Here is a 22,940-nt window from a genome sequence, read left to right as displayed (position 1 = left end):
GAATCACCTGATTTCTATTGTTTTTTCTTCTCTCCTGATTGCGAGCTGACCTTGTCTGCATCCCAGTACAGTTCGCTGAACACATCGGCCACGGCATCTGATGCGCGCCTCAGTTCTTCAAGATTGTTATCCACGCCCCCGAATTCCAGCAGAAGCGACCTGTCGTTTAAATCCTGGTTGTATACTCCATTATCTCCCGGAGAGCCTTTTGATAAAACACCGACGCTTAAGCCGGGGTATTTTTTCTCCATCAGCTTATGAAGTTCACTTGCGAGTTTATAGTTTTCTTCAAAATTAGCGCTTTTTTTGCCGACCACGATGGCGACTCTGGCATAGCTTTTTCCTTTGATGTCGGCTGTCGTATTTTTCTTGCGGCGGGAATCCCGGTGAATGTCTATGGTATATTGCAGATTTTTATTTTTGGCGAGCGCGCTTTTTACGACCGGCCTTGATTCGTCATAGCTTCGCGCATAATTTAAGCCGTCTTTGTTCAGGCGGGCCTGAATGTCGGTTTTATCTACGGTCGCTCCTACACCTTGCGCTTCAAGCGCTTTTCCGAACATATCTCCGACAAGCGTGACATTGGCCTTCGAATGGCGGGCGTTATCCGGATTTGTTTCCCCCTTTAACAGAGGAAGATAGGATTCGGTATTATGAGTGTGGTAAATAAAAACGACTTTTTTGCTGCCTGTTGAATGTTTCGGCGGCGCCGTTTCTTCTTTTTTCGTTTTGTTTTCGATTTCTGCCAGGTTCACTTCTTTTTCTTTTTCCATCACCTTCGACGGCGGCGGAGATTCAGCAGGCATATTCGTATAATCCGTCCCCTGCCCCGCCAGAAGGATCTCCGTATCGTATTGGGCAAATCCCGGCAGCTCACGTCCCAAGAAACTCCGCGGGTCTTCCATATTAATACTTGTCGCCAGTTTTAAGGAAAGCCGGGACAGCTGAAAAGAGTCTTTTTCAGGAAGCTCTGAGGCGAAATAATGATTTTCCATACCGAGGAGGTGTGCAAACGCGTCACCCGGAAGTTCTCCGGCAATTCCGTGAAGAGAATCCGAAGAAAGCCTCAGTTCAGGGCGAAGCGATGTGAGCACACCCGATAATACGAAAATAACGATAAGGCTTGTCATAAACAAAAACATGCCCTTGAGCGCATTTCCACCGTTTACTGCAACGACAATTTGACGGTTTCTGCGTTTTTTTCTCATGATTTGAATCCCTCCAGCGCTTGTCTAGTAATTACTCTATGAACAAGCTAGAGGAGGTAGAACCATTTTAATGATTATAAGAGCCTTTGTTATCTTGTGACACTTTTTCATGAAGGGCGGTGTTTAACCCGTTTGCAAGCACGTTCGCCATATCATCAATAAAGGTGTCAATCTCCTTCGGCGTGACCATCAGATTATGGCCGAGCGGAGAGAGCACTTCGTGAATCAGCTGTCGTTTTTCGTTTTCGTCCAGCGTGCCGACAATACCGAGAAAGGATTGGCGCTCTTTTTCTCCGGGAAGGTCTTCGTCTGTCAGCACCTTCTTTTTGCCGAAGTTCATTCCGGCGGGCACCAGGGATCTTGACGGGCTGTCATCTTTCATCTCTCTGCCGAAATGCTTTAATATATAATCCACCGTATCGCTTGCGATCGTAACCGCATCAACGACAGTCGGTACCCCGATTGCGATGACGGGGATGCCGAGCGTCTCCTTGCTTAATTCTTTTCTCTTATTGCCGACGCCTGATCCCGGGTGAATGCCCGTATCAGAAAATTGGATGGTCGTGTTCACCCTTTCAACGGCTCTTGCCGCAAGAGCGTCTACCGCAATCACAAAATCCGGCTTTGATTCTTTGATCACACCTTGAATAATATCGCTCGTTTCAATTCCCGTTAATCCCATCACACCGGGAGCAAGCGCGCTGACCGGCCTGTACCCTTCCTGTACGTTTTCCGGCTGAAGCCTGAACAGATGCCGTGTCACAAGAAGGTTTTCGGTCACGAGAGGGCCGAGCGCATCCGGCGTCACATTCCAGTTGCCGAGACCGACGATCAAACAGCTTGCATCCTTTGGAATCTTTAATGCCGACAGGTAGGCGGAAAATTCCTCGGCAAACACTTCCGTTACTTTTTCCTGCATGTCAGAGTCGTGTTCCCGAACCCCTTGAGCCTCGATCGTGACATAGCGTCCCTGCTTTTTCCCCGATAGCTCGGCGCCTTCTTTGGTAATATCGACGGTTCTGACTTTAATGCCGCCCTTGTCGCGTTCTTTTTCAATAAACCCGTTTATTTCTTTTGTCTGACCGGCTTGTCCGTCTTTTACCGCCTGTTTCGTTTCTACCGCTAAATCCGTCCGTATCAGAAATTGATTGACATCCAGTTCGTTGTTTTTCACAGGAAAGACCTCCTTCAATCATCGTGGTACATAGTGTGGCCATTTACAAAACGAATCATGCGAATTTACCCATCAACGAAAAATACTTTACATTTATATTGCAATCTAAAGTTCTGTTTGATAGAATACAATTTGTTCTATTGTGAAGAAGATTTAACCTTAAGACACTGTGCTACAGGTTGTATCTTAGGAGGTGAAACACATGCCAAACATTAAATCAGCGATTAAACGTACAAAAACAAACAACGAACGCCGCGCTCATAACGCGACAATCAAATCTGCTATGCGTACTGCAATCAAACAAGTTGAAGCTTCTGTTGCTAACAACGAAGCGGATAAAGCGAAAACTGCTCTTTCTGAAGCAGCGAAACGCATTGATAAAGCAGTGAAAACAGGTCTTGTACACAAAAATGCCGCAGCTCGATACAAATCTAGACTTGCGAAACAAGTGAACGGACTTTCTGCATAATACAAAAACGATCCCTTTAACGGGGATCGTTTTTTTCATTCAGTCCGGAGAAGCTCAAGGAGAAAGAGCTCCAGCAAGAGCTGCTTGTCCTTTTTCCCCGTTTTCATTTCATAATCCATCACTGCGAGCCTTTCTATAATACGCCGCAGCTCTTCTTCAGAAAATAGCCTCGCCTGATCCATCGCCAGCTTTACCCGGAAGGGGTGCACCTTTAAGTTGGAAGCGATTTGCTTTTGGCCGTATCCTTGTCCCGCAAAATACTTTGTCTGCATAATCAGACGGAATTGGTTGGCGATCAGCGCCATAATTTTGATCGGTTCTTCGTTTTGTTTTAAAAGATCATAAAATATTTGAAGACTTTCCGTCCGTTTTCGGTTCACGATTTTGTTGATCAGCTCAAAAATATTCTGCTCCAAACTTCTTGCGACAAGCTCCCGGACATCTTCAAGCGTGATCTCATGTCTGTCACCGGTGTAGGCGGAGAGTTTTTGTATTTCCTGATATATGGAAGACAGATGGCCGTTTGCAAGCAGAACCAAATGCTCGGCAGCTTCTGTATCCATCGTTTTATTTTCGGATTTCGCCAGATTAATCGTAAAATCAGTCGTCTCCTTTGCATTCAGCTCCTTAGCTTCAATCATAAGGGCTTTTTGCTTCAGCGCTTTCGTCAGCTTTTTCCGTTCGTCCAGCTTTTCATACGGAGCCACAATCACAAAGACCGTATAAGGCGCAGGCTCCTTCAGGTAAGTCTCCAAAGCGCTTGTATTATGCTCTATTTTTTCTTTCTTTTTTTCCCCTGTTAAAAAAGACGGATTTTTTACGATAACCAGCCGCTTCTCTCCCATAAACGGAAACGTTTCCGCATCGGTTATGGCCTGGTCAAGCGGATCCTCTTCAAGATCAAAAACAGACAGGTTAAAATCTTTAGTCTCCTCATCAACGACAGCTTGTCTGATCCGGCTGACAGTCTCTTGGAGCAGATACGTTTCTTTTCCGTATAAGCAATAAACGGAGCGGACATCCCCTTTTTTCAGGGCTTTCCAAACATCAAATACCATGATCGTATGACTTCCTCTCTTTCTTGATCCCCTTCTATCCTAAATTGAGTTCGGCAAATAGTAAAGAGGAAGCTTTAAAAAGGACAGCTTCCTCATTTATAATAAACGCCTGATTCACAAGCTCCCGGGTCTGCTTGTAAAAAGGCGATAATCACAAGAACAGAAAACGTTACCATCACTTCTAGATTTTTCAAAACAATTCCAGTATACTTAGGGAAGTCAGGAGGGATGAAATTGAATGATTTTGAAAAAAACGTTCAAAGCAAACGAAATGATGCTGTTGACTCAGCTGTCGGTTTTGTCGTGTCCTTCGGATTTTTCGCCTTTTTGTTCGTGATGGCAACAGCCATCCATCTTATCGGCTCTTAGCCGCATTCCGGGCTGCTGTCAATCGGCAGTCTTTTTTACTTCTTGCGCCCTGGTTTCTTCTATATCATATGGAGGGAAGACGGAAAACGTTCCGGCGCCTTTTTCAAATCTGTATTGAATCGTTCCGCTGATATCGGTGCGAAGCACATTGACAGAGTACGCCTTCAAACGATCCAGCACTTCTTCATGCGGATGATGGTATCGATTCTCTTTTCCTGCTGAAATCAGCGCTGCTTCCGGCTGAAGCTGTTTCAAAAAGGCTTCACTCGTTGAGCTTTTGCTGCCGTGATGACCCGCCTTCAATATATCAGCCTTCAGTTTCGGATACGTTTTCAGCACTTCTGTTTCGCCGTCCGATTCTAAATCTCCCGTCAAAAGCCAGCTCACTCCGCCTAAAACCGTCCAAAGCACCAGTGATGAATCATTTTTACTCTTTCCGTCAGATGACTCCGGAGACAGCACCTGAAACTGAAGATCACCCGCTGTAATGGTGTCGCCCCGCTTTGCTTCGGCAACGGGAATGTTGTTTTCTTTCGCCATTTTTAATATGTTCTGATCCTTCGGTTCTTTTACGAATCCCACGGGGACAATTAACCGTTTGACTCTATGATTTTTGATTAACACTCCGGCTTCTCCGATGTGATCCTGATCCGCATGGGTTAAAAACAGCGCATCCAGCTTTTTCACCCCTTTTCCGTTTAAAAACGGAATCAAAACCTTCTCGCCGATAGAATACGGGTGGCGTTTTTCTTTCCATGATTCTCCGGGATAAGCAATCACTCCCCCTGTATCAACCATTACGGTCCCTTTGCGGTATGGCGCGCTTATAAACAGCGAGTCTCCCTGCCCGATATCAAGCATATCCGCTTCTCCCCATGGACTGAAATACGGACGGCATATTAAATAAGCCAAAACCGCGCAGAAAAAAAGAGCCGATTTCCTGAGTTTTAAAAAACCTCCCTTTTCCAAAGCCGCAAAAAGCGTAAAAACGGAAACCGCAAGCAGAAGAAGGGAAAGAAAGTCAGGCTTTGACACAATCATAGTAAATAAATCAACGGATGCCGCATATGTAATGAAATCATGCACAGGCTTCATCACAAGGTCAAACATATCAAACAAACATTCTCCCACCTGCCTTGAAAGCAAAAGAAGAAGGAAACCGATGACAGAAACCGGAATGACAAATAACGTATAAAATGGCACCATCACCATGTTCATCGGAAAACTGACAAGTGAAATTTGCTGAAAATGATAGAGAAGAAACGGAAGTGAGCTGAGCTCTGCAATGAATGAGGCCATCGCAAGCCGGGCAAGTCTGCTTTTCCCTGCTTTCTTTAAAATGGAGGATGACAGAATTAAAGAGGCGCTTACCGCAAAGGAAAGCTGGAAGCCCGCCTGCCAAAGGAGGTAAGGATTAAACAGCAGGAGCAGCAGATAAGACAGAGACAATGCAGCAGAGGAATGAATGCCGCGTTTAACAAGAGTTCCGGCGATATAAAATCCCAGCATGAGGGATGCGCGCAATACGGATGGGGCGGCACCGCTCAGCAGCGTATATACCGGCAAAAACAGCAGCAGCAACATCCCCGCCTTTTCTCTTGTCAGCCCGATTCTGATCAGAGCATAAAATAGTCCCGCCGTAATAAGACCGACATGCATTCCGGAAATTGCCATTAAATGAACGACTCCTAAATTTTGATATGCACTCAGTATATCGTCCTCTATAGAAAATCTTTCACCTAAGGTCAGCGCTTCAACAATTCCGGCGGAAGATTCAGGCACGTGATTCCGAATGATTGAAATTAAATTTTTTCTGATGTTCAGCAGTTTAAACAGCGGCTGTTTGGATTTTTCACACCGCTGAATGGAAGTCACGGAAAATAACCAGTGAATCTGCTGAGAGTAAAGATATTCCTTATAATCAAAACCTCCGGGAATCGTCGCATGTGCAGGCTGTTCCAGAGAGCCTGTAAACGTGCAGCGCATCCCCGGTTCAAGCTGTTCAATGCGTCTCTTTTCCTCAAGAGACCGGATTTTATACGAAGCCGCCCATTTTTCCTTGTCATGTGTACGGATAACGGCTGACATTTTCGCTCCGTCAACCTTCGGAATATTAGTGATGACGGCCTGTTCAGTATAACTGCCGGCCTGATACCGCGTTACATTCGCAGCGTCACAAACCGTATAAAGAAAGAAATAAACACAAAAAGAAACGAGGCAGATGATAACCGGAGCAGGCTGCTTTGTTTTTATCATAATAAAGAGAAGATACAGAAGAAAAAGGAGCAGAACCCAGAAGACATGAGCGGCGGCAATCCCCGCAGTTGCAGAAACCGCCGCCAGAGGCAGAAGAAGGTATTTATATTTCATTTATACGTAACTGGTAAACAGCTCATTGGCCTGTTCATGAATTTTTTTCAGTTCATCTGCCTTAACTCCCGCATCAGATAATTGCTGAATCAGACCTGCTACAAAAGACAATTTTTCGCGGTTTTTCAGATCGATGATCATTTCATCAAGTTCGACCTGCTCCACCTTGACTCCGGCTTGGCTGAACAGCTCTTTTGCATAAGGCTGTGTTTTGTAATCTTCGGCATAATAGACCGTTTTGATGCCTGCCTGGATAATTGATTTGCAGCATTGAATACAAGGATAATGCGTCACATAAATTTCGGCGCCCTCCGTCGGAACACCGAACTTAGAACATTGCAGAATCGCATTCATCTCTGCATGTATGGTCCTCTGGCAATGATTATCTATTAAAAGGCATCCTTCATCAGCGCAATGGACGCCGCCGGCAATTGAGCCGTTGTATCCGCCGGCAATCATCCGCTTATCTCTGACTACGGTTGCCCCGACTGACAGTCTCGGACATGTGCTTCTCAGCGCCAGCAAATGGCTTTGCGCCATAAAATATTGATTCCATGAGATTCGTTCCACAAGTGTTCCCTCCAAAAAGTCTTGTTGCTTTTCTAAGTTTACATAGATTTAAGCAGAACCGTCAATTCACTTTACCGTAATGGAAGTTTTTATCCGCTCAAATGACTTTTCTCCAAAGCCTGATACATTCATCAAATCTTCAGCAGTCTGAAACCGTCCGTTTTCTTCTCGGTAGGCGATAATGGCTTCCGCTTTTTTCTGCCCCACCCCGGAAATCGCCTGAAGTTCGTCCAAAGATGCCGTATTGATATTGACAGCTGCATTCTCCTTTTCACCCGCTGCTGTTTTCGGGTGATTCTCTTCTTCGACTTCACTCGGAATATAAACAATCGTCCCGTCCTGCAGCTGCTCTGCTAAATTAACATTCAATTCATCCGCCTTTTTCTTCAGGCCTCCGGCTTTTTCAATGGCTTGCGTCACTCTGTCTCCCGCTTTCATTTCATACACGCCGGGATTTCGGACCGCACCTTTCACATCAATCATAATCTTATCGTCTGCGGTGTCTTTTTTGTCCGCGACGGATGCCGAGGCTGTTTGGCCGAGCACGGATTGCTGTTTGACCGGCTCTTCCTTTTCAGAACGAAACAGCCAAATACAGATAAAAACCGCCCCTGCCGCAAGACAAGCGCCCAGAATTTTCAGGTTCCGCCGCAGCCGCTCCGTCATCATCGCTTTCGTCATATTGCATTGCCTCCCCGCATAAGGTTTAGAGGATTAAGGGAAAAGGAGGGAAATTCATTGAAAATAGGCTTTATCGGCACCGGAAACATGGGAACGATCCTGATTGAATCGTTTATCGAATCAAACGCTGCCGATCCCTCACATATCACCATCACAAACAGAACAATCGAAAAAGCATTAAAACTAAAAGAACGTTTCAGCGGCATCCATGTCACTGAGGATCAGGAAAAGCTCGTACAGGATAATGAAATAATATTCATTTGTGTAAAACCGCTGGATATATATCCTTTGCTGAAAAAACTCACACCGCATTTACGGAAAGATCACATTTTAATCTCCATTACCAGCCCCGTTCAGACGGATCAGATTGAACATACGGTTCCGTGTCAGACGGCCCGCGTCATTCCGAGCATTACGAACCGCGCCTTGGCCGGCGTCTCGCTTGTTACGTTCGGCAAAAGCTGCAGCGAGTCTGCAAAAGCGGATATTCAAACGCTGTTCACTCATATTTCAAAACCTGTGGAAATCAGCAGCGGCATTACAAGAGCGGCGTCAGACATTGTCAGCTGCGGGCCCGCTTTTATGAGTTATCTCGTTCAGCGCTTTATTGACGCGGCAGTGGAAGAAACGGACATCACCAAAGAAGAAGCCGTGATTATGTCGACAGAAATGCTTGTCGGTCTCGGAAAGCTTCTTGAAACGGGGCATTACACGCTTCCCGCCTTGCAGGAAAAAGTATGCGTAAAAGGCGGCGTCACCGGAGAAGGACTGAAGGCTCTCGAAAGCGGTGTTCAGGATATGTTCAATCGTGTCTTTCAGCGTACACATGACAAATACGATGAAGATATATCGTTAGTGAAGAAGCAATTTCATGTGTAACTGAGTATGCCATAAAGAGCTTTATCGCGCCAATCGCAAAAAATGCATTTTAAAAACCATCGTTCCGTTTAAACGATGGTTTTTGGTTTGCCTGCCGTAAAGAAAAGACGTTCAGACTCTGTTGAAGGAGGACGGTCTGTAAAATCAGCCGTCACCTTCTTCAGTTCAAATCCGGTCTCTGCAAGCATTTGTTTATATTCTTCAATGTAAAATGTTTTTTGCTCATGCGTCTCGTCATAGCGGTCATAAGATTGTCCGTTCCATACGAAAAAGGACATATCATGGATGACAGAAAGCTCTTCATCGCCGGCAAAGCTTTGCCAGATATAGCTGATCTGCTCATCCTGATCCGCATGGGTGCTGTCCGGAAAAAGCTCCGTCATTTTATACGGGGAATGGACGTCAAACAGAAGCAGGCCGCCCTCCTTCAAAACTTGAAAAACACTTTTGAAGGTGCTTAAGACATCATTTTTCGTTTTTAAGTAATTTAGGGAATCACAGCAGATGACTACGGCATCAAACTGTTCTTCAAAACCGGAAAGCTCTCTCATATCCTGCTGGAGAAAAAGAATCGGCTTTCCCGTTTTTTTCTGCTGGGCACAGCTCAGCATATCTTCACTCAAATCAATCCCCGTGACTTCGCAGCCTTTTTCAGCAAGCCTGATGGATATTTCTCCGGTTCCGCAGGCAAGATCAAGCACCCTTCCCTTTTCCGGAAGAGACGCTTCAATCCAGCCCGCCCATTCATCATACGGCGCATGGGACATTAACTCGTCATATACACCGGCGAAGCCTTGGTAAATCATGAGTTCAAGCCGAGTTCAAGCTCTGCGAGCGGCGCGTCGCCCCATAGCTTTTCAAGATTATAGTAGCTTCTTTCATCTTTATGGAAAACGTGGACAATGACGTCGCCGAGATCAACTAAAACCCAGCGGGCCTCATCAAACCCTTCCATCTTTTTGACATCAATGCCGTTTTCTTCTGCCTGATCTTTAATTTCACGCGCAATGGCCTGAACCTGTTTATCAGAATTCCCGTGGCAGATTAAAAAGTAATCCGCTACAAGTGAGATTCCTTCCATGTCCAGCGCTAAAATATCTTCTGCACGTTTATCGTCGCATGCTTTTGCCGCGATTTTTAATACGGAAGCTTGATTCATTTTCCATATTCCTCCTGTCATTTTTGAGACACCAGCCAGTTATAGGTTGCAAACGTATCCGGAAAGACCGGCTGGTTTTTTTTCATCAGAAATATCATTGTATTTTTCATCGCTTGTATGAGCGCTTCGTTCAGATCTGTTTCCGCCAGACGGCGCACCTCTTCCACTCCGGGAAAGTGGCGGCCGGGTTCAATGTAATCCGCAACGTAGATGACTTTGTCTAAAAGGGTCATTCCGGGACGCCCTGACGTGTGATAGCGGATTGCATCCAAGATCTCAGGATCAGTGATCCCCGCTTCTTTCTCAGCCAAATACGCTCCCACAGGGGCATGCCACAGCTCGGCATTGTAATCCAAGAGCTCCGCCGGCATTTTTTCCCGCACGATGATCTGCTTCATTTCTTCTTTCGGCCGGAATTTCGCATAATCATGAAAAATGGCCGCCATTTCCGCTTTTTTCGGATCTGCTCCGAACCGGCCTGCGAGAATAACCGCCGTATCTGTCACGCCGATTGTGTGGATGTAGCGATGCTCGGTCAGCTGTTCTTTGACGCAGGCAAGTGCTTCCTCACGATTCATATAAATCATTCTCCTCTATATACTGCCTCACTTTATCCGGCATTAAGTATTGCGTCGGCTTTTTTGCTTTGAGACGTTCTCTCAGCATCGTTGACGAAACGTCAAATTCCGGAACATCGGCAAAAAGCAGCGGGTACGGGGTCTCAATATGATACCCCGGGCGCCGCACCCCGATAAATTGAATGAGCGTGAGCAGTTCGTCCAGTTTGTACCATTTCGGCAGATATTCAATCATATCCGCCCCGATAATAAAGAAAAGCTTGTCGTTCGGGTGCCGCTCCTTCAGTAAACGGACGGTATCATAGGTATAAGAAGGGCCTTTCCGGTCCATTTCCGCAAGCTCAAGCTTAAAGAAGGAATTAGAGCTGATGGCAAGCTTCAGCATCTCCACCCGGTGCCGGCTGTCTGTAAAGTCTTCATTCTGCTTATGCGGCGGGATTTTATTAGGCATAAACCAAATCTCATCGAGCTCCGCCTGATGAAGGACTTCATTAGCCATCAGAAGATGTCCGTTGTGCGGAGGGTCAAATGTGCCCCCGAATATTCCGATTTTCTTCATGTCAACCACCTTACGGAAGCCCGATTTGTTTATTTTCCTTTGATTCCTTATACAATACGATCGTATTTCCGATCGTCTGCACCAATTGTGAGCGGCTGCCTTTCACAAGCGCTTCTGCGACATCGTTTTTATCGTCTTCGCAGTTTTGAAGCACGCTGACTTTAATCAGCTCTCTTGCTTCTAAAGCCTCGGCAATCTGTTTCACCATGTTTTCGTTGACTCCGCCTTTTCCCACTTGAAAAATAGGCGTTAAATGATGCGCTTTTGAACGCAAAAACCGTTTTTGTTTTCCTGTTAACATTGTGTTCCTCCTAGTTTTCCTTCAACAATTGCTCTCATTAAGCTGCTGTCAGGCTCTTGTTCCGTCCACAGCTTGAAAGACAGTGCAGCCTGTTCCACAAACATGCCGACACCGTCAAGGGTTGTTAAACCTCTTTTTTCAGCTTCTTTTAAGAACGCCGTTTGAATCGGGTTGTATACGATATCACAAACGATGGCGCCCGTTTTGGCCCGTTCCAATGAGAGCGGCACGGCATCCGTTTTCGGATACATGCCGACAGATGTTGTATGAATAATGACGTCATATTGTTCAAGCTGATTTTCAGCTTCTTTTAAAGTAAGGGCGCGTTTCTGCTGAAAAGAGGGAGCAGCAGCAATCAGACTTTCTGCTTTTTCCGGCGTGCGGTTGCAAACGTCAAATTGTTTCGGCTCTCTGCGGACGATCGTCGTAAAAATCGCTCTTGCCGCTCCTCCCGCCCCAATCATGAGGATGGAGAGCTCTGATATCGGTTTGTCCAATACTTTGACTAAGGATTTATAAAACCCATCTCCGTCAGTATTATACCCGATGAGCCTGTCTCCCTCTCTTTTGACGGTATTTACGGCCCCGAGTACTTTCGCGCTTTCATGTATTTCATCCAGATGCTCCATGATCGCGACTTTATGCGGGACTGTGACGTTCACTCCGCAGATGCCAAGCGCCTTGATTCCGTTAACGGCGTCCTTGAGATGACGAGGTTCCACCTGAAACGCAAAATACTGCCCGTTGATGTTCTTATCTTGCAAAGCTGCGTTATGAATATCGGGTGACATTGAATGCCCGATCGGATTTCCGATTACTCCGTACAATTGTTTCATGCTCCCTCTCCCCTTCTCTCTATATTAATGAACGGCGGACAAATACGTGTACGCCTTTCGGAGCGTATGCCGTTATTTTTTTATCTGCTTGCTGCACCGTGACCCAGCCGAGTCCGGAAAAAACGATATCCGTCTTTCCTTCTTTAATCGTAAACGTGTGGGCCGTAAGCTCCGGAAATTCATCCAAATGATCTTTTCCGGGCGGGGTAAGCAGTTCTCCCGCATGCTTTTCGTATAAAGCATCAGCATTTTCAAGCTTTGTTCTGTGAATCATCAATTCATTCGGCATATAGCAGACAAACGCCGTTTTATCGCCTGATACATAGTCAAACCGGGCAAGCCCGCCGAAATAAAGCGTTTGTTTTTCATTCAGCTGAAAAGTGCGCGGCTTCAGTTCTTTTTTCGGTGTCAGCACCTTTAAGTCACGCTTGTCCACGTAATGCGCCATCTGGTGATGGTTAATGATTCCCGGCGTATCATAAAGCGCAGATCCGTCATCAAGCGGGATTTCAATCGCATCAAGCGTCGTGCCCGGAAATTGAGAGGTGGTAATAATATTCTCTTCCCCTGAGACCTCTTTAATAATCCGGTTGATAAATGTGGATTTGCCGACATTGGTACAGCCCACCACATACACATCGCGCCCTTCGCGGTAATGTTCAATGGCGTCAATGACTTCCTTCATCCCTTGTCCGCGGGAAGCGCTGATTAAAAAGACATCAAGGGGTTTTAAGCCGTATTCTTTCGCTTCGCGTTTCATCCATTGGACGAGCCGTTCCCGCTTTACGGATTTCGGCAGGATATCGGCCTTATTACCGACAAGAATGATCGGATTACCGCCGACAAAGCGGTTCAGCCCGTTTATCCAGCTTCCGTTAAAATCAAAAATATCAACGACTTTGACAATTAGAGAGTCAGTATCGCCGATTGTGTGCAAGATATTTAAAAAGTCATCATCCGTTAATGAAACATCTTGAATTTCATTGTAATTTTTCAGTCTGAAGCAGCGCTGACAAATGACATTCTCCTTCGTGAGCGATGCCTTTGGCGCGTATCCGAGACCTTTTTTATCCTCGGTCTGGATCGTTACTCCGCAGCCGATGCAAACAACCTTTTCCATTCCTAATCCTCCCACTGAATATGGCCTTTACGTTTCAAAGAACTCAATATTCTCCGTTCAATCCGGCGGTTAAAGCGCGTCATGACTCCGTCAGAGGAAGCGACAGGCACGACGAGGATCGTATGATACCCGTTTCTGTTTCCGCCGAGAACATCAGTAAGCAGCTGATCGCCGATGACCACACAGTCTTCTTTTTTCAGATCCATGCTGCTGACGGCTCTTTTAAAGGCGCGCCCCATCGGTTTTCTTGCCTTATAAATAAACGGTATGCCAAGCGGCTCCGAGAATAATTTCACTCTTCGTTCATTATTATTGGAGACGATCGTGACTTTAATGCCGTGCTCCTTCATTTCTTCAAACCACTCGATTAATCGAGGTGTCGCACTCGGTCTGTCCCACTCCACAAGCGTGTTGTCAAGGTCTGTAATAATCCCTTTCACATTGCGTTCCTTGAGCTTTTCCGGTGTGATATGAAATATATTTTTCACAAATTCGTCAGGTAAAAAAAACTTTTTTAACAAAACCCGCACCCTTCCTTTTCTTTCTATCATCTATATGTCGAAACCTGTCAGATTTAAAAACAAAGTCGGACTCAGTAAAAAAATTTCGACAAAAATTGGGTTTCTTCACCAGTTGTGGATAAAATTACACACATTATCCACTCTTATTACATCCGGATTTATCCAGATTATAAACAAGATACTAACAAGTTATCCACTTACGAGTGTGGATAACAGAACGATTGTTCTTATTTGTATTTCATGGTAGATTAAAGATAACCTCACCATGATTGAAACGCAACCTTCCATCATATGCTTGCGTCTGATGATTGATTACAATTGTAAGGAGGTGCCACTCCCATTAATTGGGTCCCCGGCATGAGAAAGCTTTCTGATGAATTACTAATAGAATCTTATTTCAAAGCCAATGAAATGAATTTGAGCCGTGAATTTATCGAGTTAATTGAAAACGAAATCAAAAGAAGATCGCTCGGACACATTATTTCCGTTTCTTCTTAAACAGAAAAAAATTCCCGGGCGAATTTCCTTTTTTTACTCAGATGACTGATATTATATCACTTCGGTTATGCGCATTACTACCACTTTCAACAAAAAACACCCCTAAAATAGAGGTGTTTAAGAGGACGGCTGCTATATATTGAACCAATACAGACCGCCCAGGACGAGAATGACGACGAGCAGCACAACAAAAAATGCGTACCAGTACCCCGCATTCACCCGAGGAGGCGGGCATACAGGATATTGCGGAGGGAAACCGCGGTTCATAGCAATCGCCTCCAAAAGATGTTTTTTCTACAGCCTATGAAGCAGAAGCAAAACGGTTTAGGCAGCTGACGGCGTCAGCGTTCCAAAACCCGCCCATTTTTTATGCCTTCAATTAAGATTCTGGCGCCTTTTGGCGTCATATGATTTCCGGAGGGATCTATCAGTCCGGATTGGATCAGCGCCCGGTCTGTATCTTTGCCGCCGTCCGCGCGTATAAAGTGTTTCCAGTTATCCACCAGCGGCACTTTCAACTCAGCTGCAACCTGCCTCGTAACGCCGTTATAGGAATTATGCCATGTTCTCGCGCCGCCTTTTTCTTTAAAGGCTGAGGCTTTATATCTCGAATAGTAATAGAGATGATGCGTTCCGTTTCCTTCTATAACCGGGATGCACGTCATTAAAATCGGCTTTATGCCGTGATTTCTGCTTTCGTTTATGAAATAAGTCAGGTTTTCTTTAAACCGTTTCTTTGATACTCGCGGCTGATCTCCCGTCAAAATGCCCGCATCATTTGTTCCGAACATGATAAATAAATATTGGGGCTTACGCTCCAGCACATCGCTTTGAAAGCGCAGGCGCGCATCCTCAGTCGTCTGGCCGCCTATTCCCGCATTTATAACCGTAAGACGGCCGCGTTCCGCTGTTTTTAAAATGTTTACCCACTGCTGCGCCTTCGGATAATCACGATAATCCCAGTTGGAACCGCGCGTATTGCTGTCGCCGAACGCGACAACACTTTTCTCTTTGCCCGCAGCGCATCCTGATAACAGACAGGTTATCGTAATAAAAAGAACAGCAAACTTCATTTTCTCTCCCTCCAAACCTTACCTCCTATGGTACACATCTCTTTGGCGGCTTTCAACGCGGCGCTCTCTTTACTGGATATGAAAAGGACCGGAATCCTGTCCGATCAAATCCGAAACCTTAACAAACGTGTAGCCCTGCTTTTTCAGCTGGGGAATGATTTCTTTCAAAGCCTCCACCGTCTGGCGCCGGTTTCCTCCGCCGTCATGCAGAAGAACGATATCTCCATCTCTGGCATGTGAAACAACGTGCCTGACGATTTTTCCTTTTCCGGGCCTTTTCCAGTCCCTCGGATCTTGGTTCCATGACCACATGATGATATGATAGCCCTCTTTTAAGATGCTTTTGAAAGCCGTCTGATTCAACGACCCTCCCGGCGGGCGGAATAACTTGTCCCCTTCCGGCTGCAGCGATCTGATATGATGCGCGGAGCTGTGAAGCTCTTGTAAAATGTCTTTGCGTTTTAAACGGTGAAAATAAACATGGTTCATCGTATGGTTGCCGATTTCATGTCCTTCTTCAACGATGCGTTTTGCCGTTATGGGGTATTTGTCTATACGGCTCCCGATACAAAAAAAGGTTGCTTTAACATTGTGCTGTTTCAGCACGTCTAACACAGCCTCCGTATAGACAGGATGGGGGCCGTCATCGAAGGTTAAAGATAGCTTCTTTTTTTCAGACCTTATATCCCAGTACACGTTTCCCGTCTTCTCCATGTCACTTCTTTTTAAAGATTTCGCATCGGCGGACACGGCAGTGAGACTCGTGAGAACGCATATCATGATGATCAGATGAAAGCATCTCAACGTTTACACCTCCAGTAAACACTACTGTTAACGTGTCCCCTTTTATAAAAAATCATTCTCTGCATCAAATGATGTACATCCCCGCTTCCCGCTTGTTTTTGTCCAAATCCGGGTGCAGCCGTTTCTCATCAAACGGCAAATGCTGATAAACAAGTACGCTTATCGGACAGCTTATTTTAATAGAAGGAGATAGATTTGTGCTGTATACTAATTGAAAAGAGGTGAACGTACAGATGATAAAAAAGGGATTCAGTCTTGCCGTCATCATTGCTGTCGTGATGATCGGCTTTATGCAAAAAGACGTCTGGCTCAGCATGATTCGCGCGGGCGGCATGTACGCCGTGCTTATGAGTATCCTTCTGGTCGCAGCTGACGTATTTTTTCCGATCGTTCCATTCGCCATTATCGCAGCCTTAAACGGAGCGGTTTTCGGGATTGTAAACGGAGTGTGGATTACATTGTCAGGCGCGATGCTCGGAACAATGGCATTGTTTTTTCTCGTCCGGTACGGATTCAGAGACTGGGCCAGAAAAAAGCTGGTGGCTTACCCGGCCGCGGCTCAATATGAAGATTCATTTCATCAGCACGCGTTTACGGCGGTGCTTTTCGGGCGGCTGATTCCGATTATACCGTCGCTTGCCATGAATACCGTCTGCGGGCTGAGTAACATACGATGGCCGATCTTTTTTTCTGCGTCGGTGCTCGGCAAAATTCCGAACATTGTGATCGTGACCGTCGCAGGCGCTTCATTTACAAGCAACAAACTGCTGTCTTTCGGGATTTACGGAATGTATATGCTCGTCTTAATGGCGGTCATTTATAAGAAGTTTCCCGGTCTTTTAAAAACAACGAGAAAATGAAACGCGTACCGCCCCCTATTCCGGCGGTACAGCTCCTCTCATTCTGAGAACTTTTCCGTTACATTCTGAACCGATCACTTCCATGTTTTTCTTTCTGTAAAATGACAGAGCCGCTTCATTGCCCGGCGAAACTCTCAGGTGATATTCCGAAACACCGTTCGCTCTGAAAAACTGATTCGCGTATTGATGCAGTTTTGTTCCGCACCCTCTTCCCCTCTGCTGCTCAGTCATATAGTAAAGGTGCACATAACCGATTTTTTGGCTGCGGTAAAATTTGATGGAAGCTTCAAGCTGTCCGATCGGCTGCCCGTTATGAAGAAGCAGCTTAAAATTGTCGGGTGAGCATTAGATTTGGGATGACAGCCATCTGAGATATTCATCCTTATTAAAATGATCCGCCGTGCCAAAGCTGACGAAAAACGAATCCTCACGAAATGAAACGGCCGTCTCTTTATGTTTGTTTAAATTGATCCGCTTGAAATACATCGGGAGTCCTCCTTTTTGAGGCCGCAAATAAGAACGAGCATAAAATGGCTGCCAACGCCAGCATAACAGCAGCCCCTGCGATGACGATGCCGCGGACGGAAGAACTGACAGACGCCGCTCCGAAAACCGCCGTTACCAATATAATGAAGACGGCTTCGACTAATGAATAAAAGCTCCCCACTCTCCCCATGATGTCCACCGGAACATTCTTTTGATAAAACGTCAGAAAGCCTGTATTGGCAAACGCCAGAAAAAAAGCGAGAAGGAAAAATCCGAAAGCAGCCGTCCAAAAAACGTCAGAAAACGCATAAATCATATATCCTGCCGCTGTGAATAAAGAGCCCATTCCCATCAATAAAGAAGCCGGCATTTTTTTATTAAAGAACACATTGACAAGCGCCCCCGCAATAACCCCTGCCCCTGAGACACTGACGAGAAAACCGTAATCGGCATCAGTCAGCTGAAGAACTTCTTTTGAAAAAGCGGCTTCAAGCGAATCAAGCGCGGATAGCATAACGGTCATGACCAGACTGAATAAAAAATAAATGATCATGACGTTTCGCGCCGTTCGGCTGAAGCGATAGACGAGCTTCCAATCTTCTTTGTACACTGCCAAAGAAAGCTTTTGTGCGGGAGAATGTACGCGGGGCTCATTTTCAAGGTTCGGCAGCATCATCGTGATGAAACCGGACAGCACTAAAGCCCCCGCATTCACCCAAATCGCAAAAATCGGCGTGCCGGCGATAAAAAGCAGCCCGGCCGCAGCCGGCCCGAGGAGAAAAGCCCCTGATTCCGACAAAGCCCTTAGTGAATTGAATCGTTTTCTCCTTTCAGCCGGAATAAGCATCGTCACATACGCCATGGAACACGGACGAAACATCGCATTGGCCATTTGAATCAAAAACACGATACAATAAACAGAAAATAAAGACCCTACAGTAAACATCAGCGGCAGAACGGCAATGAATGCAGCCCGGATGAAATCAAGCGACATCATCATATTCCGTTTGTTACACCTGTCGATGATGCTGCCCGCCCACCCATTTGTTATCAAAACAGCCGCAGGCCTGATTAAATAAAGGATGGAAACCGCAAAAGCAGACCCCGTTTCTTTTAAGACAATAAGATTAAGAGACAAAAAATAAATCCATTCACCAATATTTGCTATCCCGATTCCGGTTAACAGAAGCATCGGGTACAGCCAAGACTTCCGGTTTTTCATCTTATCCCTCCCTTAGAAATAAAAAACGCCCTCAAGACAATAAAGTCTTGAGGACGGGAAACAGCCCGCTATGCCACCTCAATTCGGTTTGGTGCCGGCCTAAGCCGGGTACAAAGCTTACTCGGTAACAGGAGTATCCGCCGCATCATCCTCGTTTTTCATGATTCCGATGCGAAGCTAAGAGGTTTGTTTCAACACATCCATTCATACTCCTTCACAGCTCCCGGAGCTCTCTGTCATGAATGATATCTGTCTACTCGTCTCTTCAGCGCTTTTCGTTATATTCTTTTCACCCTTACTTTTTTTAACAATATACAGGCTCAATCAGCAAAAATCAAGAGGCTGTAAGAAATAAAACCTGCCTTTGATTAATTTCCCTGTACAGACACAAACAGCCTGACTGCCACATACAGTTACATATAGGCTTTTGCCTACATAACTTTGTGGAGGTGAGGATGGTGACAGGTGTTTTTGCAGCGCTCGGGTTTATTGTGAAAGAACTCGTGTTTTTAGTATCATACGTGAAAAATAATGCCTTTCCACAACCGCTCTCAAATAGTGAGGAGAAAAAATACTTAGACCTTATGGCCGAAGGAGATGAACACGCCCGCAATATGCTGATCGAACATAATCTCCGTTTAGTCGCCCATATTGTAAAAAAATTCGAAAACACGGGAGAAGACGCAGAAGATCTGATCTCCATCGGTACAATCGGGCTGATCAAAGGAATTGAAAGCTACTCAGCCGGAAAAGGCACGAAGCTTGCCACATATGCCGCACGATGTATTGAGAATGAGATTTTAATGCATCTGCGCGCATTGAAAAAAACGAAAAAAGACGTCTCCCTTCATGACCCGATCGGCCAGGATAAAGAAGGGAATGAAATAAGCCTGATTGATGTTCTCAAGTCGGAAAGCGAAGATGTGATCGACACCATTCAGCTCAACATGGAACTTGAAAAGGTCAAAAAATATATCGATATTTTAGACGACCGCGAAAAAGAAGTCATCGTCGGCCGCTTCGGGCTTGATTTAAAAAAAGAAAAAACGCAGCGCGAGATCGCAAAGGAGCTCGGCATTTCAAGGAGTTATGTGTCGCGGATTGAAAAACGCGCATTGATGAAGATGTTTCATGAGTTTTACCGGGCGGAAAAGGAGAAGCGGAAGAAGAAGGGAAAGTGAGCGAAAAGCCGGATCTGACATTCCGGCTTTTTCTATTTTATCTTTTTCAATCATGACTATGAACAGAATATGCGTAGCGCTCAGTGTGAAGGGACAAATATACAAACTATTTAATCGCGTCAAGGCCTGTGATGAATTCATTTGTGATACGGCCATTTTCAAAATATATTTTGTAGGTTTGAGAGGTCTCTATAACTTCGCTGTCATCTTCAATATCATCAAATTCAATTTCTGAGGGAAGGGTCATGATAAGATCACTCCTATAACGTTCCTCCATTTATTGATTGAATGAACCATAATAAAAACCGCTCCTAAAGAGCGGTTTTAAAATATAAGAAATAATCATTCTAAGAAGAAATCGAAAGGGATTTATTTACTGCTTTTTGAGCATGGATTAAAGTCGTATCAAATAATGGCACTTTTGAATCCTCTGCCTTTACTAATAGTCCAATTTCAGTGCATCCAAGAATGATTCCTTCTGCTCCTCTATCCACCAAATTATTTATGATCTTCTTATAAATGTTTTTGGAAGACTGTTTAATTTCACCCAGACACATTTCTTGATAAATAATATTATTTATTAATTCCCTTTCCTCATCATCAGGAACAATGACATTAATATCATGAGACGCAATACGTGATTTATAAAAATCTTGTTCCATCGTATATTTAGTCCCAAGCAATCCTACTGAGCGAATGTCTTGTCTAATAATTTGTTCTGCAGTTGCATCGGCAATATGCAAAATAGGTATAGTGATCATATCTTGGATATATTCAAGAACTTTATGCATAGTATTTGTACATATTACAATAAAATCTGCACCTGCTTTTTCTAATGATCTTGCAACTCCCCCTAAAGCTTCACCTGCTTTATCCCAAGCCCCTATGGATTGATAATGTTCAATTTCCTTAAAATCAACACTGTATAAAAGGCATTTTGCCGAGTGAAGCCCTCCTAACTTCGTTTTTATTTCTTCATTGATAATTCGATAATACTCAGCTGAAGATTCCCAACTCATTCCGCCAATAAGACCAATAGTTTTCATAACCCACCTCGGATAAAATTTTCAAAATATTATAGTTATTTTAAAGCATAGATTAGGTCTTTACAATTATTTATTTTTTCAGGATTACTATTATTAAATTTTATCGAGAATAAAAAAAGATTGCCCGCCTTTTAAGGAGACAACCATCAAATTTTCACCCATTTTCAGTTCTTCATCTTCTCCAGAGCGCAACCGTTTAGGAATAATAATCAAATCAGCAGGTATTATTAATTTGTCATTTTCATTAAGCCTTATTTCAATAGATGAAACGGAAATCACTTCAGCCGGCATAATATCCACCGGTGACTCAGAATCAATAAAGTCAGAATATAGAAAAAGAGATGTGACAGTTATGAAAATCATTTTTCTCATTCGTTACTGCATTTTGGTATCAAATGACTTGACTTATAAGTCCTTAACTTGCGTCTTCTCTCAAACGATTCAACGCCGGACGCTCTAAAAACTCCTCAGAAAATCTTTCACAGGCATACTTCAGTCCCTGCTTTCTATATGCAGACCTCGATCTGGCTGCCGATGCTTGAGCCCTTGTTCCTCGGTTGATAACCTTACAGCTAATGGCTATCATCCTGAAGTTTGTCCTACTGAGGTGATTTTCAACGGTGGAAAAAAGAAAAACTAGTTACTGATTAGTAACTAGTTTTTATCTTAAAAGATTCAAATATTAGGTTTCAGATTTTCTGGTTTAACCATCTCATCAAATTGTTCTTCCGTTAATAATGTAAGCTGCACGCAGTCTTTTTAGCATTAACCCTTCCTTATGAACAAACTTGGCATTTTCTAATAATTTTCATACCCGATAAGGTTCTAATTCCCTAAGTTGTAGTATCAATATCCTCTGTGTAATCCATGGAATTAACCTTTTAAGTTTATTAAACCTAACTGTTTTATTAGACAAAGCTTACAGATCGAATTTCATGGCGCCTATCGATTTTACAATTTCCGGATCTCGGTGCGACCCGAAAAGACTTTCTCCTTTATCAAGGGTGGAAATCTTTTCGATATCCTCTAAGCTCAACTCAAAATCAAAAATGTCAAAGTTTTCGACAATCCGTTCTTTGCGCACCGATTTTGGAATCGTAACGACTTCACGCTGAACAAGCCAACGCAGCACGACCTGGGCGACGGATTTATTGTGTTTTTCCGCAATGGAAGTCAACACGCCGTTGCTGAACATGTTATTGCGCCCTTCAGCGAACGGTGCCCATGACTCGTGTTGAACTCCCTGCTCTTTCATAAAAGCAGCACTTTCTTTTTGCTGGCAGAATGGATGCGTTTCGACTTGGTTGACGGCTGGCACGATTTCATTATGCATGATCAGATCCATTAGACGGTCGGGATGGAAGTTGCTGACTCCGATTGCCCTGATTTTTCCTTCGCGGTACAGATCCTCCATCGCGCGCCAAGCGCCGTAGTAATCGCCGTATGGCTGGTGAATAAGGTATAAATCAAGATAATCCAGCTGCAGCTTATTTAAAGATTTGGAAAATGCCGCCTTGGCACTTTCATAGCCGGCATCCTGAATCCAGAGCTTGGTCGTAATGAACAGCTCCTCACGCGGTACGCCGCTCCGCTTGATTGCACGTCCGACTGCCTCCTCATTTAGGTAGCCGGAAGCAGTGTCAATCAGGCGATAACCGGCCATCAGTGCTTCATATACTGCGTTTTCACAATCTTGAGCATCGGGGACTTGGTATACACCGAAGCCGATAATTGGCATTTTCACTCCGTTGTTTAATGTTACGGTTTGCATTGTAATTCCTCCTATTGTTCAAATGTAGAACGACAAACGGCACGCATCCCGAAAATCGGGCACTGCAGAATGAATTCCGCTGCGGCTGGTTTGCGTTATAATAAGCTTATTACCTTCGTGCAACACGAAGGCAAGCACTTTTTTAAA

General features: G+C 44.7%; 29 protein-coding genes and 4 pseudogenes. 6 read left to right on the top strand and 27 right to left on the bottom strand.

Annotated features, from left to right (window positions below; translation table 11 throughout):
• Positions 1 to 14: 14 nt before the first annotated feature.
• Both spoIIP and gpr read right to left on the bottom strand, forming a co-directional pair.
• The gene (spoIIP, locus tag ACWJJ4_RS07245) at positions 15 to 1,208 is read right to left on the bottom strand and encodes a stage II sporulation protein P (protein WP_013352939.1); all 1,194 of its coding nucleotides are present in this window, start codon (positions 1,206 to 1,208) and stop codon (positions 15 to 17) included.
• A gap of 67 nt (positions 1,209 to 1,275) precedes the next feature.
• Positions 1,276 to 2,382, bottom strand: coding sequence for a GPR endopeptidase (gene gpr, locus ACWJJ4_RS07240; RefSeq protein WP_003152878.1), 1,107 nt, complete (start codon positions 2,380 to 2,382; stop codon positions 1,276 to 1,278).
• 202 nt (positions 2,383 to 2,584) lie between these two features.
• Between gpr and rpsT the strand changes: the two genes are divergently transcribed.
• Positions 2,585 to 2,851 carry a 30S ribosomal protein S20 gene (gene rpsT / locus ACWJJ4_RS07235; protein WP_003152876.1) on the top strand — a complete coding sequence of 89 codons (267 nt, stop codon included), beginning with the start codon at positions 2,585 to 2,587 and terminating at the stop codon, positions 2,849 to 2,851.
• Between the two features lie 16 nt (positions 2,852 to 2,867).
• On the opposite strand, the pseudogene holA reads toward rpsT, so the two are convergent.
• Positions 2,868 to 3,909 (bottom strand): annotated as a pseudogene (gene holA, locus ACWJJ4_RS07230) (DNA polymerase III subunit delta).
• A 39-nt stretch (positions 3,910 to 3,948) separates the two neighbouring features.
• Positions 3,949 to 4,103: pseudogene (locus tag ACWJJ4_RS07225) on the bottom strand (hypothetical protein).
• A 40-nt stretch (positions 4,104 to 4,143) separates the two neighbouring features.
• Between ACWJJ4_RS07225 and ACWJJ4_RS07220 the strand changes: the two are divergent.
• Positions 4,144 to 4,278, top strand: coding sequence for a YqzM family protein (locus ACWJJ4_RS07220; protein WP_003152870.1), 135 nt, complete (start codon positions 4,144 to 4,146; stop codon positions 4,276 to 4,278).
• An 18-nt stretch (positions 4,279 to 4,296) separates the two neighbouring features.
• Here ACWJJ4_RS07220 and ACWJJ4_RS07215 read toward each other — a convergent pair whose 3' ends face one another.
• The 3 genes from ACWJJ4_RS07215 to ACWJJ4_RS07205 form a co-directional block, all read right to left on the bottom strand.
• Positions 4,297 to 6,648: a DNA internalization-related competence protein ComEC/Rec2 gene (locus ACWJJ4_RS07215; protein WP_454021542.1), complete on the bottom strand. Its 2,352-nt coding sequence runs from the start codon at positions 6,646 to 6,648 to the stop codon at positions 4,297 to 4,299.
• Positions 6,649 to 7,218 (bottom strand): ComE operon protein 2, encoded by a 570-nt coding sequence (locus ACWJJ4_RS07210; RefSeq protein WP_003152868.1) that lies wholly within the window; start codon positions 7,216 to 7,218, stop codon positions 6,649 to 6,651.
• A 66-nt stretch (positions 7,219 to 7,284) separates the two neighbouring features.
• Positions 7,285 to 7,899: a helix-hairpin-helix domain-containing protein gene (locus ACWJJ4_RS07205; protein ID WP_454021541.1), complete on the bottom strand. Its 615-nt coding sequence runs from the start codon at positions 7,897 to 7,899 to the stop codon at positions 7,285 to 7,287.
• Between the two features lie 57 nt (positions 7,900 to 7,956).
• On the opposite strand from ACWJJ4_RS07205, the gene comER reads away from it, so the two are divergent.
• Positions 7,957 to 8,778, top strand: coding sequence for a late competence protein ComER (gene comER, locus ACWJJ4_RS07200; RefSeq protein ID WP_014305449.1), 822 nt, complete (start codon positions 7,957 to 7,959; stop codon positions 8,776 to 8,778).
• 68 nt (positions 8,779 to 8,846) lie between these two features.
• Here the strand turns inward: comER and ACWJJ4_RS07195 are convergent, their stop codons facing one another.
• Genes ACWJJ4_RS07195 through ACWJJ4_RS07160 form a run of 8 tightly spaced genes read right to left on the bottom strand, consistent with a single transcriptional unit; the run spans position 8,847 to position 13,852 of the window.
• The gene (locus tag ACWJJ4_RS07195) at positions 8,847 to 9,584 is read right to left on the bottom strand and encodes a class I SAM-dependent DNA methyltransferase (protein ID WP_014305450.1); all 738 of its coding nucleotides are present in this window, start codon (positions 9,582 to 9,584) and stop codon (positions 8,847 to 8,849) included.
• Entirely contained in the window at positions 9,581 to 9,937 is a 357-nt protein-coding gene (gene rsfS, locus ACWJJ4_RS07190) for a ribosome silencing factor (protein ID WP_003152864.1), read from the bottom strand. Before rsfS ends, ACWJJ4_RS07195 begins: the two co-directional genes overlap by 4 nt.
• A 17-nt stretch (positions 9,938 to 9,954) precedes the next feature.
• On the bottom strand, positions 9,955 to 10,515 hold the full coding sequence (gene yqeK, locus ACWJJ4_RS07185) for a bis(5'-nucleosyl)-tetraphosphatase (symmetrical) YqeK (protein ID WP_454021540.1): 561 nt from the start codon (positions 10,513 to 10,515) through the stop codon (positions 9,955 to 9,957).
• Entirely contained in the window at positions 10,505 to 11,074 is a 570-nt protein-coding gene (locus ACWJJ4_RS07180) for a nicotinate-nucleotide adenylyltransferase (RefSeq protein ID WP_003152860.1), read from the bottom strand. The genes yqeK and ACWJJ4_RS07180 overlap by 11 nt, the downstream gene beginning before the upstream one ends.
• A gap of 10 nt (positions 11,075 to 11,084) precedes the next feature.
• On the bottom strand, positions 11,085 to 11,375 hold the full coding sequence (yhbY, locus tag ACWJJ4_RS07175) for a ribosome assembly RNA-binding protein YhbY (RefSeq protein WP_454021539.1): 291 nt from the start codon (positions 11,373 to 11,375) through the stop codon (positions 11,085 to 11,087).
• Positions 11,369 to 12,211, bottom strand: coding sequence for a shikimate dehydrogenase (aroE, locus tag ACWJJ4_RS07170; RefSeq protein ID WP_013352947.1), 843 nt, complete (start codon positions 12,209 to 12,211; stop codon positions 11,369 to 11,371). The genes yhbY and aroE overlap by 7 nt, the downstream gene beginning before the upstream one ends.
• A gap of 19 nt (positions 12,212 to 12,230) precedes the next feature.
• Positions 12,231 to 13,331 carry a ribosome biogenesis GTPase YqeH gene (gene yqeH, locus ACWJJ4_RS07165; RefSeq protein ID WP_013352948.1) on the bottom strand — a complete coding sequence of 367 codons (1,101 nt, stop codon included), beginning with the start codon at positions 13,329 to 13,331 and terminating at the stop codon, positions 12,231 to 12,233.
• Positions 13,332 to 13,333: 2 nt separating this feature from the next.
• Positions 13,334 to 13,852: a YqeG family HAD IIIA-type phosphatase gene (locus tag ACWJJ4_RS07160; RefSeq protein WP_007408254.1), complete on the bottom strand. Its 519-nt coding sequence runs from the start codon at positions 13,850 to 13,852 to the stop codon at positions 13,334 to 13,336.
• Positions 13,853 to 14,209: 357 nt separating this feature from the next.
• Here ACWJJ4_RS07160 and sda point away from each other — a divergent pair, with 357 nt between their 5' ends.
• Positions 14,210 to 14,350, top strand: coding sequence for a sporulation histidine kinase inhibitor Sda (sda, locus tag ACWJJ4_RS07155; protein WP_003152850.1), 141 nt, complete (start codon positions 14,210 to 14,212; stop codon positions 14,348 to 14,350).
• A 132-nt stretch (positions 14,351 to 14,482) separates the two neighbouring features.
• Here sda and ACWJJ4_RS07150 read toward each other — a convergent pair whose 3' ends face one another.
• The 3 genes from ACWJJ4_RS07150 to ACWJJ4_RS07140 all read right to left on the bottom strand — a co-directional run bounded on the left by ACWJJ4_RS07150 (position 14,483) and on the right by ACWJJ4_RS07140 (position 16,227).
• Positions 14,483 to 14,617, bottom strand: coding sequence for a hypothetical protein (locus tag ACWJJ4_RS07150; protein ID WP_003152848.1), 135 nt, complete (start codon positions 14,615 to 14,617; stop codon positions 14,483 to 14,485).
• A 74-nt stretch (positions 14,618 to 14,691) separates the two neighbouring features.
• Positions 14,692 to 15,423 (bottom strand): SGNH/GDSL hydrolase family protein, encoded by a 732-nt coding sequence (locus tag ACWJJ4_RS07145; RefSeq protein WP_003152845.1) that lies wholly within the window; start codon positions 15,421 to 15,423, stop codon positions 14,692 to 14,694.
• 69 nt (positions 15,424 to 15,492) lie between these two features.
• Complete coding sequence (locus tag ACWJJ4_RS07140) at positions 15,493 to 16,227, bottom strand: polysaccharide deacetylase family protein (RefSeq protein ID WP_013352949.1); 735 nt, start codon at positions 16,225 to 16,227, stop codon at positions 15,493 to 15,495.
• Positions 16,228 to 16,460: 233 nt separating this feature from the next.
• Between ACWJJ4_RS07140 and ACWJJ4_RS07135 the strand changes: the two genes are divergently transcribed.
• The gene (locus tag ACWJJ4_RS07135; RefSeq protein ID WP_017418184.1) at positions 16,461 to 17,087 is read left to right on the top strand and encodes a TVP38/TMEM64 family protein; all 627 of its coding nucleotides are present in this window, start codon (positions 16,461 to 16,463) and stop codon (positions 17,085 to 17,087) included.
• Between the two features lie 15 nt (positions 17,088 to 17,102).
• On the opposite strand, the gene ACWJJ4_RS07130 is transcribed toward ACWJJ4_RS07135, so the two are convergent.
• The 3 genes from ACWJJ4_RS07130 to ACWJJ4_RS07120 form a co-directional block, all read right to left on the bottom strand.
• A complete protein-coding gene (locus ACWJJ4_RS07130) occupies positions 17,103 to 17,366 on the bottom strand; it encodes a GNAT family N-acetyltransferase (protein ID WP_230014536.1) in 264 nt (87 codons plus the stop codon).
• A gap of 66 nt (positions 17,367 to 17,432) precedes the next feature.
• Positions 17,433 to 17,573, bottom strand: coding sequence for a hypothetical protein (locus ACWJJ4_RS07125; RefSeq protein ID WP_238703883.1), 141 nt, complete (start codon positions 17,571 to 17,573; stop codon positions 17,433 to 17,435).
• The gene (locus tag ACWJJ4_RS07120) at positions 17,539 to 18,795 is read right to left on the bottom strand and encodes an MFS transporter (protein ID WP_454021538.1); all 1,257 of its coding nucleotides are present in this window, start codon (positions 18,793 to 18,795) and stop codon (positions 17,539 to 17,541) included. Before ACWJJ4_RS07120 ends, ACWJJ4_RS07125 begins: the two co-directional genes overlap by 35 nt.
• 455 nt (positions 18,796 to 19,250) lie before the next feature.
• On the opposite strand from ACWJJ4_RS07120, the gene sigK reads away from it, so the two are divergent.
• The gene (gene sigK / locus ACWJJ4_RS07115; RefSeq protein ID WP_020956104.1) at positions 19,251 to 19,976 is read left to right on the top strand and encodes an RNA polymerase sporulation sigma factor SigK; all 726 of its coding nucleotides are present in this window, start codon (positions 19,251 to 19,253) and stop codon (positions 19,974 to 19,976) included.
• Positions 19,977 to 20,085: 109 nt separating this feature from the next.
• Here the strand turns inward: sigK and ACWJJ4_RS07110 are convergent.
• The 6 genes and pseudogenes from ACWJJ4_RS07110 to ACWJJ4_RS07085 all read right to left on the bottom strand — a co-directional run.
• Positions 20,086 to 20,223, bottom strand: a pseudogene (locus ACWJJ4_RS07110) (DUF2634 domain-containing protein); the annotation flags it as partial.
• 100 nt (positions 20,224 to 20,323) lie between these two features.
• Positions 20,324 to 21,022 (bottom strand): aspartate/glutamate racemase family protein, encoded by a 699-nt coding sequence (locus ACWJJ4_RS07105; protein ID WP_454021537.1) that lies wholly within the window; start codon positions 21,020 to 21,022, stop codon positions 20,324 to 20,326.
• A gap of 93 nt (positions 21,023 to 21,115) precedes the next feature.
• A complete protein-coding gene (locus ACWJJ4_RS07100; RefSeq protein ID WP_109955228.1) occupies positions 21,116 to 21,385 on the bottom strand; it encodes a DUF2577 family protein in 270 nt (89 codons plus the stop codon).
• Positions 21,386 to 21,440: 55 nt separating this feature from the next.
• Positions 21,441 to 21,558: pseudogene (locus ACWJJ4_RS07095) on the bottom strand (hypothetical protein); the annotation flags it as partial.
• 272 nt (positions 21,559 to 21,830) lie between these two features.
• Positions 21,831 to 21,938, bottom strand: coding sequence for a winged helix-turn-helix transcriptional regulator (locus tag ACWJJ4_RS07090; RefSeq protein ID WP_369719086.1), 108 nt, complete (start codon positions 21,936 to 21,938; stop codon positions 21,831 to 21,833).
• 3 nt (positions 21,939 to 21,941) lie between these two features.
• Entirely contained in the window at positions 21,942 to 22,793 is an 852-nt protein-coding gene (locus ACWJJ4_RS07085; RefSeq protein ID WP_013352973.1) for an aldo/keto reductase, read from the bottom strand.
• Positions 22,794 to 22,940: the final 147 nt, after the last annotated feature.

Source organism: Bacillus sp. JK62 (genome assembly GCF_053663455.1).
The sequence above is the reverse complement of the archived record's forward strand: the minus strand, read 5'-3'. Positions and strand labels throughout refer to the sequence as shown.